Here is a 13,808-nt window from a genome sequence, read left to right as displayed (position 1 = left end):
GCCATGCCGAAGAAGGATCCGCTGCGCCAATACCGTTCGATGCGCGATTTCTCGCGGACCGCCGAACCCAGCGCGGGCGGCGTCGCCGGTACGGAAGCGCCCGTCTTCGTCGTGCAGAAGCACTGGGCGACCCGGCTGCACTACGATTTTCGCCTGGAGCTGGACGGCAGCCTGAAGAGCTGGGCCGTGCCCAAGGGCCCCAGCCTGGATCCGGCCGACAAGCGCATGGCCGTGCACGTCGAGGACCACCCCATTGCCTACAAGGACTTTGAAGGAACGATTCCGCCCAGGCAATACGGCGCGGGCAAAGTCATCATCTGGGACCAGGGCGTATGGAAAGCCAAGGGCGACGCGGCGCGCGGATACCGGGAAGGCAAGCTGAAATTCACGCTGGAAGGCAGCAAGCTGCGCGGCGGCTGGACGCTGGTAAGAATGCGCGGCAAAAGCGAGAAAAACCCGCCCTGGCTGCTGATCAAGGAAAACGATGCGCACGCCCGCCCGTCCGGCGACTTCAGCATCGTCGACGAAATGCCGGACAGCGTGGCCGGGCCGCAAGCCGCGCCGGACGCGAGCCTGCCCGCCACGCTGCAGCCCCAGCTCGCCACGCTGGTCGATGCCCCGCCGGCCGACGCGGACCAATGGCTGTTCGAAGCCAAGTTCGACGGCTATCGCGTGCTGGCGCGCGTGGCGGGCGGCGTGGCCAGGCTGTATACCCGCAGCGGGCTGGACTGGACACGGCGCTTGAAGCCGCTGGCGCAAGCCGCCGGCCGCCTGCCCGACGGCTGGTACGACGGCGAAATCGTCGTCCTGAACGCGGACGGCGTCCCGGACTTCCAGGCGCTGCAAGGCTCCTTCGACAACGGCTCGCCGGAATCCGTCGTCTACTACCTGTTCGACCTGCCCTATTCCCAGGGCCGGGATCAGCGCCGCCGCCCCCTGGTCTGGCGCCGCGAACGCCTGGCGGAGCTGCTGGACCGATCGGGCGCGCCGGCCGATACCCGCATCCGCTTCAGCGAAAGCTTCAACGTCCCGGCCGCCGATCTTCTGGATTCGGCCTGCCGGCTGGGTCTGGAAGGCCTGATCGGCAAGCGCAAGGACTCCTTCTACGTCCCGGGCCGGTCGCTGGACTGGATCAAGCTCAAGTGCGGCCACCGCCAGGAATTCGTCGTCGTGGGCTATACCGAGCCGCGCGGAACCCGCATCGGCGTGGGCGCCCTGCTGCTGGCGGTGCACGACGAGAACGGAAAGCTGCGCTATGCCGGCAAGGTCGGCAGCGGTTTCCGCGCCGCATCCCTGCCCGCGCTGCGCAAGCGGCTGGAAGCGGTCCGGGCTCCGCGCAGCGCGCTCGCCTCCACGGCGGGGACCGAAAAAGGCGCCCTATGGGTGCGGCCGGACCTGATGGCGGAAGTGTCTTTCGCGCAATGGACCGGCTCCGGCCGCATACGCCACGCCGTCTTCCACGGGCTGCGCAACGACAAGCCCCCGCGCTCCATTTCCAGGGAAACCAGCATGCCTGCCAAGAAGACCACGTCTCGGTCCGCCCGAGTGAGCCACCCCGAACGCATCGTGGACGCGACGACCGGCACCCGCAAGATCGACGTCGTCGATTACTACGCCGACGCCGCCCCCTTGCTGATCGAGCACCTGAAAGACCGGCCGGTGTCGCTGCTGCGCGCGCCGGACGGCGTCACGGGCCAGATGTTTTTTCAAAAGCACCTGGGGCCCGCCAAGATCCCCGGTGTGCGCGAGCTTGCCCGGGAACTCGACCCCGGGCACGACCCGCTGATGGAGATCCCCGGGCCGGAGGGCCTGCTGTCGGCCGCGCAGATGAATGTGATCGAATTTCACACCTGGAATGCGCGCAAGACCCTGATCGCGAAGCCCGACCGCATGACTTTCGACCTGGATCCGGGCAAGGGCGTGGCCTGGCCGGCCGTTCAGGAAGCGGCGCTGATACTGCGCGCCTTCCTGAACGAGCTCGAGCTGACCGGCTTCATCAAGACCAGCGGCGGCAAGGGACTGCACGTCGTGGTGCCGCTGCAGCGGCGCCACGACTGGGACACGGTCAAGTCCTTCTCGCGCGATGTGGTCGCGCACCTTGCCCGCACCCTGCCCCGCCACTTCAGCGCGCGCAGCGGGCCGCGCAACCGCGTCGGGAAGATCTTCATCGACTACCTGCGCAACGGCTTCGGTGCGACCACCGTCAGCGCCTGGTCGCTGCGGGCCCGGCCCGGCATGGGCGTTTCGGTTCCCATACGCTGGGACGAAGTGGCAAGCCTGGAAGGCCCGCAGCACTGGCGCCTGGAAAACATACGCGAGCGCCTGGGCGAAGGCAATACGCCCTGGATGGGCTATGCGAAGGCCGCCGCCACCCTGACCCGCGCGGCGCGGATGCTCAAGCGTGCGGCGCCGAGTCGCGCAAGGAGGGACGCTGAGTGAAATCGGCTTCCCATTTGGCCAATGCGGGGTGCGAGGCGCGCCAGTCGTAGTCCGGGAAACGGAAGTCCAGGTAGCCGAGCGCGCAGGCCAGCGATATCGTGCTGATGTCCACGACGCCGGCCTTGCCCGCGATGGTTTTCTCGAAATAGCCGAGCCCGCTGGCGATTTTCTCCATCTGGCCCTTGGTCCAGCCTTCCCATTGGAATTCCGCCGGACGTGCGGCCTTTTCATAGCGAGTGAGCAGCGCGGCGTCCAGGATGCCGTCGGCCAGCGATTGTTCCGTCAGCGCCTGCCAGCGGCGCGCGGGGTCGGACGGGAAGATCTCCCCGTTTCCGCGGTGGTTCAAATACTCGCAAATGACGCGGCTGTCGTACAGGGCCTGGCCGGTTTCGGTAAGAAGGGTCGGCACCTGCCCCAAGGGGTTGGTGGCCACGATGGTCTGGTCGCGGGTGACCGGGTTCGCCGCGCTCGGCAGTTTTTCGATCTGGCCGGCCAGGCCCAGTTCGGCGGCGACCACCATGCATTTGCGGACGAAAGGCGATGCGGGTGAAAAATAAATCTTCATGACTGGTTTTCCTGTTGATGTTGTTGGCTGTAAGCGCGGGCCAGATGCCGGCCCGCGACCCACCCGAATGTGAGTCCAGGCCCTAATGTAATACCTGGGCCCGGGTAGGCGCCACCCATGACCGATTGCATGTCGTTGCCGACCACATACAGGCCGGGAATCGTCGCGCCCTCGGCCGTCAATGCCTGAGCGTGTTCATTGACGGAAATGCCGCAGGCCGTGCCGATATCGCCGGCGTACACCCGGACCGCATAGAAGGGCGGCTTCGCAAGCGGGCCCAGGCAGGGATTGGGCAGGTGGCCCGGCGCGCCCAGGTAGCGGTTGTAGGCGGTGCCGCCCTTGCCGAAATCCCAGTCCACCCCGTCCTTCGCCATGTCGTTGTAGCGCTTCACGGTCGCCGACAAGGCCGCCGCATCCAGGCCGAGCCGCCGCGCCAGGTCTTCCAGGCTGTCGCCGCGTATCAGGTAGCCTGCGTCGATCAAGTGCCGCCGTGGCCTTCCACCCGGCAACGCCAGCCCCAGCCCCCATTTTTCGATGAAATCGTGGTCGCAGACCAGGTAGGCGGGAATGGCGGGCGCCGGGTCGGCGCCATACATCGCCTTCACGAATTCATGGTAGGAGGCCGATTCGTTGACGAAGCGCTTGCCCGATGCATCGACCGCGATCAATCCCGGTTTCGCCCTGTCCCAGACCAGGTGGGGATAGCGCAGCGGGCCGCCTTCCCTGCGTTCGAGTATGGAAACCGGCGCCCAGAAAGCGGGCGACACGTGGCCCGTGCCCATGGCCGCGCCCGCCGCCAGGGCGAGCTCTATGCCCTGGCCCTCGTTGTCGCGCGGCGCCATGGACCATGGGCCGGTCGGCTTGGGGTAGTGCTGGCCGCGCAAGGCTTCGTTCCAGGGAAAGCCCCCGGTCGCGATGACCACGCCCCTGCGCGCCTGGATGTTGACGACAGCGCCCCGGCGCTCCACCGCCACGCCCAGGACCCGCCCCCAGCCGTCCTGGTGTATGGCGCGGATGGGAGACTCCAGCCAGTAAGGCACGCCCTGCCGGACGACCGAGTGGAACAGCTGGGCTGCCAGGGAATTGCCCAGCAGCAGGCGCGTGCCGCGATGATAGCCGCGCAGCCGGTCTGCCCAGTAGCGCAGCACCAGGCGCGCGCCGTGCAGGAAAGACTTCGGCGAACGGCCCGCCCCCAGCAGATGATGGACGTCGGTGATGTTGACCATCATGCCGCCCAGCACCAGGAATTCCCGCAGCGGATCGCGCAGTTCGCGAAACCGCTTGCCCAGCTTCCTGCCATCGAATTCCACTGGATCCAAGGCGCGCCCGCCCATCGCGGCGCCGGGCAGGTCCGGGTAATAGTCGGGGGAATAGGTTCGCGCCGCCAGCTTGAAGGCTTCGCGCGACGCCATGTAGTCGTACATGGCCGGCCCGGCGCGCAGGAAGGCGCGCTTCATGTCAGCGGGCGACGCCTCGCCCACCGTGCCGGACAAATATTCCCAGACCTCTTCGTGGCTGTCGGGGTGGCCGGCCCCCGCGGAATCGGCGTTGAGCGGAATCCAGACCGCGCCGCCCGATACGGCGGTCGACCCGCCCATCCTGGCCGCCTTCTCGACGATCAGCACCTCCAGCCCTTCGAAGTGCGAGGTCAGCGCGGCCGACATGCCGGCGGCGCCGGAGCCGGCGACGACCACGTCGAAGGAGAAGTCCCAGCGTATGGCGTCCATCATGATCGCTATGCTCCCGAACCGCCCAGGGATTTCCCGCCGTCCACGAAAATGACTTGGCCGGTAATGAATTCCATGCCCGGATCCGCCAGGAAGGACACGGCGTTGGCGACGTCTTCCGGCCTGCCGGCCCGGCCGGTGGGCTGCAGCGCCAATTGCGCCGCCAGGCGTTCCGGGGTCAGGGCGCGCAGCATGGGCGTATCGATCAGGCCGGGAGCCACCGCGTTCACCAGAATGCCGCGCGGCGCGAGCTCCATGGCGCAGGCCCGGGTGTAGCCCACCAGCGCGGCTTTCGATGCCACGTAATGAATGTGGTTCTTGGCACCCAGGTATGCCCGGGAGGCGATGTTGACGACCTTGGCGCCCGGCCGCATGCCCGCCGCGACCGCCTGGGTCAGGGTGGCCACGGCAACGAGGTTGACTTCGTACATGCGCCGGAAATCCTGGGGGCCGGCGTCGAAGAATCCGCGCTCGTCGAAAAGGCCCGCATTGTTGACCAGGACGCCGAGGCCGGGAAGCTCCGCCGCCAGCGCGCGCACCGCCGCCGCGTCGGTCAAGTCCAGCACGCGCCCCTGTACATGCAGCCCCTCGCCGCGATAGAGATCCACCACGTCCTGCAAGGGTTGCGCGTCGCGGTCGACGAGCACGACGCGAAAGCCGTCCTCGGCCAGCCGGCGCGCGATCGCCTTGCCCATTCCGCCGGCGCCGCCGGTCACCAAGGCTGTCTGTTCCATATGCGTTCAAGCCCCCAGATAGGCGCGCCGCACGCCTTCGTCGTTGCGCAGGTCGGCGGACTTGCCTTCCAGGGCGACTTCGCCGTTTTCCAGAATGTAGGCGTAGCTCGACACCGACAGCGCCAGCTTCACGTTCTGTTCGACCAGCAAGATGGTCATGCCCTGCTCCCGATTCAAGGTCAAGATGGTGTCGAAGATCTGTTCGATGATCAGCGGCGCGAGGCCCATGGAGGGCTCGTCCAGCAGGATCATGCGCGGCCTGGCCATCATGGCGCGTCCGGTCGCGAGCATCTGCTGCTCGCCGCCCGACAGCGTGGCCGCCTTCTGGGACGCGCGTTCTCGCAGCCGAGGGAAGGTCCGGAACACCTGCTCGAAGTCGTCCGCCACGCCCGAACGGTCGCGCCGCGCGTACGCTCCCATTTCCAGGTTTTCGCGCACGCTCATGTCGCGGAAGACTTCGCGCCCTTCCGGCACCTGCACGATGCCTCGGCGCACGATTTCGTCGGTCGGAAGCTCGTGTATGCGCTGGCCGTCGAACCAGACCGAACCCGCCGTGGGACGCACGATGCGCGAGATCACATTGAGCGTCGTCGACTTGCCCGCGCCGTTGGCGCCCAGCAAGGCGACGATCTCGCCCCTGGGCACTTGCAGCGACACGTTCTCCAGGGCGGAAATGTTTCCATACGATGCGGAAATCGACTCCACGCGCAGCAATGGCTCACTCATCGGCGCCTCCCTTGCCCAGATAGGCTTCAATGACTTTCTCGTTGCTGCGGATCTCCTGCGGGCTGCCTTCGGCGATTTTCTCGCCGAAGGACATGACCGTAATGCGCTCCGAAATGGACATGACCAGTTGCATGACGTGCTCCACCAGCAGGATGGTCACGCCTTCCCCGGCGAGCTCGCGCAGGATGTTGTCCAGCGCGTCGATCTCGCGGTTGCGCAGCCCGGCGGCGGGTTCGTCCAGCAGCAAGAGCTTGGGCCGGATCGCCATGGCGCGGGCAAGCTCCAGCATTTTCTGACGGCCGAAATCCAGGCCTCTTGCCGGCTGGCGCCGGTAATCGATCAGCCCCACCCGCTGCAGGAGATGTTCGGCGAATTCGCGGGTTTCGGCGACGGCCGGCTTCAGCGCCCGGCGCAAACCCCGCGCGCCGTGGGAATAGGTGCCCAGCAGCACATTCTCGAGCACGGACAGCTCGTTGAAGAGCTCCAGGTTCTGGAAGGTGCGCGCCACGCCCATGGCGGCCATTTCATCCGCCCGCCTGTGCGTGATGTCCGCCCCGTCGAACCGGATGCTGCCGCGCGTGGGGTCGTAGTATCGGGAAATGCAGTTGAAGGTGGTCGACTTGCCGGCGCCGTTCGGCCCGATCAGCGCATGCACGGTGCCGCGCTCGACCTCGAAGGAAAGATCCTTGATGGCGGTGAGGCCGCCGAACTGCACCGTCAGCCCCTGCAGCGACAATAGTTTGCCCGGCCGGCTCATGATCCGGCCTCCTTCGCTTCAGGCGCCGTGCCGCTGGGGCGCCGAGCGCCCGCGGCGACTGGTTGCCGGGCGTCGCGCCCGCTGAACAGGCCTTTGGGAAGAAACATCATGAACACGATGAGGATGACGCCGTAGATGATTTCCTGGAACGACAGGACCTGGCGCAGCAATTCGGAGATCAGCCCGAAGATGACGGCGCCGGCGATCGCGCCGCGGACGGAGCCGATGCCGCCGACCACGATCATGATGAGGATCAGCACCGTCGCCTGGAAGCCCAGGCTGTCCGGGTGGATGAAAGAGGAAAAGGTGGTGAACAGTCCGCCCGCCAACCCCGCATAGGCGGCGGAAATCATGAAGGCGATGCGCTTGACGCGGTTGACGTTCACGCCCATGGCTTGCGCGGCCACGTCGCTTTCCCGCACGGCCCGAAAGGCCGAGCCCAGCTGCGAACGGGACAGGTAGACGGTCAGCCACAGCATGGCGGCCGCCGCCAGCACGACGAAGGGATAGGCGCGTATGTCCGAAACCAGTTCGTAGCCGAAGAACTGGGCGGGCGACATCCGATAGCCGTTGGAGCCGTTGGTGACGGACACCCAGTTCAGGAAGACCCACTGCATGGCCTCCCCGAAGGCGAAGGTGGACAGGGCCAGGTAGATGTCGCGCATGCGGATGGCGAGCGCGCCCAGCACATATCCCAGGGCTCCCGCCACCACGGCGCTGACGAGGATGGAGACGAGGAAATTGGGATGCCAGGCGTTGTTGATGATGCCGGCGGTGTAAATGCCTATGCCGTAGAAGGCGATGTGCGCCAGCGCGAACTGCCCGGTCTCGCCCAGCACGATGTGCAGCCCCAGCGCCAGGACGATGTAGACCATCAAGAGGTTGACGATGAAGAGCACATAGCCGCTGGCCACGAAGGGCAGGACCGCCAGTATCGCGGCGCAGGCGAGCAGCAGCCCCCTGTCGAGATCGATTTTCATACTTTCTTAACCTGCAGCTTGCCGCCCAGAATGCCTTGGGGACGGACGATCAGAACGATCATGATGGCCAGGAAAGGCGCGACGACGATGGCGTTGGTCGAGATGAACAGCCCCACCAGGTTTTCCGCGACGCCGATGATGAAGCCGCCTACGACGGCCCCCGGAATGCTGGAGATCCCCCCGACGATGGCGGCGGCGAAGGCCAGGATGGCGATGTGCCCGATGTCCGGCGTGATCAGGATCTTGGGCGCGATGAGCAGCGCCGTCACGGCGGAGATCAGGCCGGCCAACGCCCAGACCGCCATCCGGATGCGCAGCAGGCTGACCCCGACGATCTGCGCCGCGCGCGGATTCATGCCGACCGCCCTCATCGCCTTGCCGACCCGGGTGAAGTTGAACATCAGGAACAGGGCCGCCATGGTGCCCACCGCGACGGCGAAGATCATGAGGTCGAGCTTGGTCAGGAAGGCGTCCCCGATCATGACGGTGTCGGTGGACACCAACGGCGGCAAGGACCGGGGCGAATCGCCCAGCCCGGTCTGGCGCACCGCGCCCTTGAGCACGTAGGCCAGCCCCAGGGTCGCGATGACGAGCTGGACCCCGGCGCCTTTCGAGCGGATCACCTTTTCCATGACGACGCGCTGGAAGACGGCCGTGATGGCGGCCACGAACAGCAAGGTCAGCGGAATGACCGCCCAGGACGGCCATTGCTGGACGAGCACCATGCCCAGAGCGGCGTAGCCCCCCACCATGAAGATCTCGCCCTGGGCGAAATTGGGCACGTCGGTCGTCTTGAACACCGTGACGAAGGCCACGGCCAGCAGCGCGTAGACGCTGCCCGTGACCAGGCCCGAAAGCACGCCCTGCTGCAGGAACAGCCAAACTTCGGTGAGCGTCATCGTCTTTCTTCTATTGCTTGGGAACGTACTTCCAGACGCTCTTGAAGGTGCCTGGAATCAGTTCTTTGTTGACGCCGTCGAACTTGATGTAGATGGCCGATTTCAGCGCGGCGTGATCGGTGGGCGTGAATTCGACCGGCGCCGCCATGACCTTGGTTTCCAGCTTCAGGTTCTCGAGGATGCTCAGCACTTTTTCACGCGTGGGCTCGGGCCCGGCTTCCTGCAGGGCCTTCACGACCGACATCGCGGAAGGCAGCCCATAGGGCATGTAGCTTTGCGGATGCCCCGGCTTGGCCGCCAGTTCCGGATAGTATTGCTTGTACATGTCGTACACCCAGGCCAGCTTGGGGTCGGACGGCAGCGCGGCCAGCACGTCCTGGATGTAGAAGTTCTTCAAGGCGTCCGGCCCGCCCACGTTCTCGACCAGTTGAGTCAGGTCGGCCGTGCCGGTAACCGTCAGCACGATGGGCTTGGTCCAGCCCAGTTCGCGCGCCTTCTTGATGATCAGTGCCGCCGGCCGCGCATAGGTGGTGAGCACCAGCACGTCGGGGTTCGCGGCCCGGATCTTCAGCATGGGTGCGGTCACGTCGTTGATGTTCGCGTTGATGGACTGCACGTTCAGGGTGACGTCGCCCAGGTGCTTGGCCTGGGTCTGGGCTGCTTCCAGGTTCCAGGTGCCGTAGGCGTCGTCATGATTGATGTAGCCGATCTTCTTGGCCTTGAGATGCTCCGCCGCGAACTGCACGGCCGACCCGCCCAGCGCGTACTGCGAAATGGAGAACGCCCCATAGATGTACTTGGACGGCGGATACAGCGCGCCGTCGCCCGACGCGTTCAGCATCAGGAAGGGAACCTTGGCGCGCTCGACGTATTCCCGGGCCGCCACCACCGCCGCCGAGCAGGAGCCGCCGTTCAGCAGGAAGACCTTGTCCTGCTCCACCAGCTTCTTCACGGCCGCCAGCAGGTCGTTCGCGTTGCAGCGCGTGTCTTCAATGACGAGCTCGATCTGGCGGCCATGGATGCCGCCTTCCTTGTTGGTCTTGTCGTACCACATCTTCGCCGCGTTGACCACGTCGAAGCCATAGGCCATGCCCGGCCCGGACAGCGGCGAGAACAGGCCTATCCGTATCGTCTTGTCGGTGATGCCCGGATCGGTCTGCGCGAGCGCGGGCTGCATCGCCCCCATGCCGAGGACCAGGGCCGCCACGGCCAAGCGTTTGAATGTCTTCATGTCGATGTCTCCAGAATATTATTTATGGTCAGGTCATTGCATGCGATAGCCGCCGTTCACGTCCATCACGCTGCCGGTGATGTATCCCGCCTCTTCGGACACGAGATAATCCACGGCCGAGGCCACGTCGGCCACGGTGCCGATGCGACCCAGGGGGATGGCGGCCGCCGCAGCCTCCATCGCCCCGCTGCTTGCCACCGTGCTGCGCAGCATGTCGGTGTCGATCAGACCCGGCGAAACACTGTTGACGGTGATGCCCATGGGCGCCACTTCGCGCGCCAGCGCCTTGGTGAAGCCGAGCACTGCTGATTTGGCGGCTATATAGGAAGCGCTGGACCGGTAGCCGCCCAACTGCGCGGCCACCGAAGCGAAAGTGATGAAGCGGCCGTGCGCGACGGGCGCCGCCACGCGGTGCCTGACGTAGGCGCGGGCGCACAGAAAGACGCCCGTGGCGTTGACGGCCATGCTTCGATTCCATAGATCGAGTTCCGTGGACTGGATCAGCGGGCGTTCCCCGCCCGGCCCGAACTGCAGCAGGCCCGCCGCGCACACGACCACGCGCACGGGCCCATGATCGGATTCCAGCCGCTCGAACGAGGCATCCACCGACGCCTCGTCCGCCACGTCGAACGCCAGGGAAACATGCGCGGGGCCCAGTCCTTCAGCCACCGTCCGCGCACGCTGCGGATCGAGGTCCGCCACGGCCACCGTCAAGCCCCTGGCCGCCAACCGCCGGCAGATTTCCGACCCGATGCCGCCCGCCGCCCCCGTCACCAGCGCCAGCCCGCCTTCCCCGGCTCCCTTGTGCTGCTCCATGTTTTTGCCTCATATGTATACATGCGATGCGCGATCCCTTCCTATTCATTGATACAAATCAAAGATATTTGATTTATCGCGCTGGAGGTGGCAATTATGAATACATGATTGCCAGGCAAAAATTAAGGTTAACCCTAGGATTTCGTGTTTTGGGCGCCAGATAAGATGGCTAAACACGGACTTCCATGTATACAATCTTGGTCATGGATACACTATCACATTCAGTTACAGAAACTTTGCGTGAATGGATACTCCAGGGCATGCTCGCCCCCGGCGAACGGCTCGAGGAAATCCCCTTGGCGAAAAAACTGGGCGTGTCGCGCACGCCCGTGCGCGCCGCGCTGGCCCTGCTGGGCAACGACGGCCTGCTCGAACATCAGCCCAAACGCGGCTACACGGTGCGCGTCTACAAGTTCGAAGAAGTCATGGGCGCTTATGAAGTCAGGTCGGTGCTCGAAGGCCTGGCATGCCGGCGCGCCGCCCAGCGCGGGCTGGACGAATCCACCCAGGACGAGCTGCTGGCCTGTCTTGCGCAGGGCGACGCCATCCTGGCCTGCGGCCGCCTGCGGCCCGAAGACCACGCGCCCTACCAGCAAGTCAACGTGCGCATCCACAACGCCATCTTGCATGCCGCCGACAATTCCTGGGTGACGCGCTTCGCCACCCAGGCGCAAACGACGCCTTTCGCCTCGGATCGCATCATGCTCTGGGACGACTACGAGACCATCTACCGGTCGCACGGCGACCACCATCGCATCGTCGAGGCCATCATCAAGCGGGACGCCGCGCGCGCCGAAGCGCTGATGCGCGAGCACGTCTACTATGCCGGCGTCATCCTGACGAACAATTATGAAAGGCTGGCCCGGCAGGAAACGCCGCCGGGCGCGCCGGCCAGGCTGAAACAAGGGCTGCTCGCGCAGCCGTGAGCACGGGCCGGAGGGCCGGGCGTCAGCCCAGCATGCGCGGCATCACCGTGGTCGCGCTGGACCGCGCATGCCAGAGCGCCGCGACGATGTGCCCGATGATGGAGAGCAGCAGCAGCATGCCAAGCAGGCCATGGAAATTGCCGCCCAGGTCCACCATCCATTGGATGCGCTCGCCCTCGAAACCGGCCATCAAGGGCATGCCGAAGGGTTCGAAAGGCTTGCCCGAGCCATACTGGCGAATCAGGCCAATGACCGGCACGGCGAACATCAGCAGGTACATCAATTTGTGGCCGATGCTGGCCGCGGCGCTGACTGGCGCCGGCCGTTTCGACAAGTTGAAGACGGCCCACAGGATGCGCAGGACGATCAGGTTCAGGAGCAATACGCCCATCGGCTTGTGGGTCGCCCACATGAATTGGTCGAACGGCGAGTCCTTGGCCAGGACTCTTGCGCCGACGGAGGTGAACTGCCAGGCCAGCAGCACCGCCATCACCCAGTGCAGGAAGCGGCTGACGAGCCCGTAGCGGGATTGCGAATCACAGAATGTGGCGGGTGCTTGCATGGTTTTCTTCCCCCTGTGGAGTTGTGGCTGGACTGACTGTAGGCTGAATATAGACGACCCCGGAGGGGAATAGTTCCTCCGGGGCCTTTAAGGGGGGGATTGTTGATTTGTTGCGCTGCGGATTGTGTGGATTCTTGGACGGCCTGCTTGCTGTCAGTCGGGTGGCCCTGCGTCGCAGGACCGCGGGGCTCCCCGTCCGAAGCTGGAAAAGCGCGCGGCCACGCCAGCGGCGCGGCTGCGAAGAAGAATGGCGTGGCGACGGCTTGTTTACTTGCGCCAGTAGTTGTTGGCGGCCGCCACCGTCTGGAAGTGAACCGCAACCACATGTGAAACGGCGATCAGGCTGTTGGGATCATTCGCGTATTGCCCGCGCAAACCGCTGCGGACCTTGGCGTCCGCCTGCGTGAACACCACCCCTTTCTGCGACAGCTTGACCGCCAGGGCAAACCCCTCTTCGGGCGTGCCGGTGATCAGGCTGGGTACCGGCGGGCCTTTGATTGCGGGCTTGTCGTCCGCAAGGGCGATACCTGATGCGGCCAGCATGATTGCCAGGGCGGCCGCCAGGCTGAACAGCATGCTCGTACAGGCGCGCATGTTTTTTTGATGGCTGATTGCTGTGTTCATCTTCATCTCCCTATTCACGTTTTACTGTGGCGCGAGCCTTCATGGCGTGGCTCTCCAGGCGGGAGGACCACCAAGACTCTGTCGGGAGCTTATCAGAGGGGCCATGCGATACCTGCCATACCCACTATGCGAATGCCGGTATCGGAACGACCGCAACCCTTTGGCGCCTTGCTGCGCCATGAATGCAAAAAACCCGCGTGAATCAGTGTTCATGCGGGTTTCCGGTACTTCATCAGGCGTTGTGCGGCGGCCTGATTTTGAATCCTGGTGCGACGGCGAGACTCGAATAGTCAGCATCTATGCGGTCTTCAAGCCATCTGAATTAAAAAAGTACCCAAACAGGTACCCAAAAAGAAAAACTCGAGATCAGTGGCCATTACGCCCCTAAACATAAGGCCAGCACGCGATGTGCGCTAAAACAGCCTGGCTTCATGGTTGCGCCTGATTGTCTAACTATTCTACGCGAGCAACTGCACTCACGGCAGCAAGGAACTTGTATGAACGAACCTCTTTCCGAGGTCATCCGTATCCGGGTGACCCCGTCTCATGCTGCGCGCCTGGGCGAAGCTGCTGCCCTGTCCGGGCTATCCCTCTCTAACTATATAAGGCGACGGCTTTCCGCCGACGATACGCAGCAGGAAGAACTGACGCTGCTGCGCAAGGTCGTGGCTGATCTGGGCCAGCTGCGCGATACCCGCCTGGCTGCCATCGAAAGCGCCCACCTGCTGCGGGCCATGGCAAAACCTGAACATCTCGCCATCGCACAGCAGACGCTGCTGCAGCAGCGCTGATCCCCCAGGCCGACAGGCCGCACGCTCTACC

14 protein-coding genes are annotated in these 13,808 nt (G+C 64.9%); 3 read left to right on the top strand and 11 right to left on the bottom strand.

What is annotated here, in order from left to right; all coding sequences use genetic code 11:
* Positions 1–3: 3 nt before the first annotated feature.
* Positions 4–2,439 (top strand): DNA ligase D, encoded by a 2,436-nt coding sequence (gene ligD / locus H0A72_RS20780; RefSeq protein WP_180158432.1) that lies wholly within the window; start codon positions 4–6, stop codon positions 2,437–2,439.
* On the opposite strand, the gene H0A72_RS20775 is transcribed toward ligD, so the two are convergent.
* The 9 genes from H0A72_RS20775 to H0A72_RS20735 are packed head-to-tail and all read right to left on the bottom strand — an operon-like array spanning position 2,396 to position 10,874.
* Positions 2,396–3,004 (bottom strand): glutathione S-transferase, encoded by a 609-nt coding sequence (locus tag H0A72_RS20775; protein ID WP_180158431.1) that lies wholly within the window; start codon positions 3,002–3,004, stop codon positions 2,396–2,398. The genes ligD and H0A72_RS20775 overlap by 44 nt on opposite strands.
* Entirely contained in the window at positions 3,001–4,734 is a 1,734-nt protein-coding gene (locus H0A72_RS20770) for an FAD-binding protein (RefSeq protein ID WP_343060232.1), read from the bottom strand. The genes H0A72_RS20775 and H0A72_RS20770 overlap by 4 nt, the downstream gene beginning before the upstream one ends.
* 5 nt (positions 4,735–4,739) lie before the next feature.
* Positions 4,740–5,465: an SDR family NAD(P)-dependent oxidoreductase gene (locus tag H0A72_RS20765; protein WP_180158430.1), complete on the bottom strand. Its 726-nt coding sequence runs from the start codon at positions 5,463–5,465 to the stop codon at positions 4,740–4,742.
* A 6-nt stretch (positions 5,466–5,471) separates the two neighbouring features.
* Positions 5,472–6,191 carry an ABC transporter ATP-binding protein gene (locus H0A72_RS20760; protein WP_180158429.1) on the bottom strand — a complete coding sequence of 240 codons (720 nt, stop codon included), beginning with the start codon at positions 6,189–6,191 and terminating at the stop codon, positions 5,472–5,474.
* Positions 6,184–6,948 carry an ABC transporter ATP-binding protein gene (locus tag H0A72_RS20755; protein WP_180158428.1) on the bottom strand — a complete coding sequence of 255 codons (765 nt, stop codon included), beginning with the start codon at positions 6,946–6,948 and terminating at the stop codon, positions 6,184–6,186. The genes H0A72_RS20760 and H0A72_RS20755 overlap by 8 nt, the downstream gene beginning before the upstream one ends.
* A complete protein-coding gene (locus H0A72_RS20750) occupies positions 6,945–7,928 on the bottom strand; it encodes a branched-chain amino acid ABC transporter permease (protein ID WP_180158427.1) in 984 nt (327 codons plus the stop codon). Before H0A72_RS20750 ends, H0A72_RS20755 begins: the two co-directional genes overlap by 4 nt.
* On the bottom strand, positions 7,925–8,827 hold the full coding sequence (locus H0A72_RS20745; RefSeq protein ID WP_180158426.1) for a branched-chain amino acid ABC transporter permease: 903 nt from the start codon (positions 8,825–8,827) through the stop codon (positions 7,925–7,927). The genes H0A72_RS20750 and H0A72_RS20745 overlap by 4 nt, the downstream gene beginning before the upstream one ends.
* Positions 8,828–8,837: 10 nt before the next feature.
* The gene (locus H0A72_RS20740) at positions 8,838–10,058 is read right to left on the bottom strand and encodes an ABC transporter substrate-binding protein (RefSeq protein WP_180158425.1); all 1,221 of its coding nucleotides are present in this window, start codon (positions 10,056–10,058) and stop codon (positions 8,838–8,840) included.
* Positions 10,059–10,091: 33 nt separating this feature from the next.
* Positions 10,092–10,874 (bottom strand): SDR family NAD(P)-dependent oxidoreductase, encoded by a 783-nt coding sequence (locus H0A72_RS20735; protein WP_180158424.1) that lies wholly within the window; start codon positions 10,872–10,874, stop codon positions 10,092–10,094.
* Between the two features lie 185 nt (positions 10,875–11,059).
* Here H0A72_RS20735 and H0A72_RS20730 point away from each other — a divergent pair, with 185 nt between their 5' ends.
* Entirely contained in the window at positions 11,060–11,800 is a 741-nt protein-coding gene (locus tag H0A72_RS20730; RefSeq protein ID WP_343060231.1) for a GntR family transcriptional regulator, read from the top strand.
* Between the two features lie 22 nt (positions 11,801–11,822).
* Here H0A72_RS20730 and H0A72_RS20725 read toward each other — a convergent pair whose 3' ends face one another.
* Together H0A72_RS20725 and H0A72_RS20720 are read right to left on the bottom strand one after the other, a co-directional pair.
* Entirely contained in the window at positions 11,823–12,362 is a 540-nt protein-coding gene (locus tag H0A72_RS20725) for a cytochrome b (RefSeq protein ID WP_180158422.1), read from the bottom strand.
* Between the two features lie 267 nt (positions 12,363–12,629).
* On the bottom strand, positions 12,630–12,986 hold the full coding sequence (locus H0A72_RS20720) for a hexameric tyrosine-coordinated heme protein (RefSeq protein ID WP_246437036.1): 357 nt from the start codon (positions 12,984–12,986) through the stop codon (positions 12,630–12,632).
* Between the two features lie 497 nt (positions 12,987–13,483).
* Between H0A72_RS20720 and H0A72_RS20715 the strand changes: the two genes are divergently transcribed.
* The gene (locus H0A72_RS20715) at positions 13,484–13,777 is read left to right on the top strand and encodes a plasmid mobilization protein (RefSeq protein ID WP_180158421.1); all 294 of its coding nucleotides are present in this window, start codon (positions 13,484–13,486) and stop codon (positions 13,775–13,777) included.
* The last annotated feature ends 31 nt before the right edge of the window (positions 13,778–13,808 follow it).

It is taken from the genome of Parapusillimonas granuli, assembly GCF_013416525.1.
Lineage (GTDB): Bacteria > Pseudomonadota > Gammaproteobacteria > Burkholderiales > Burkholderiaceae_B > Parapusillimonas > Parapusillimonas granuli.
Note: the sequence above shows the minus strand (reverse complement) of the source record. Positions and strands in the feature narration are given on the sequence as shown.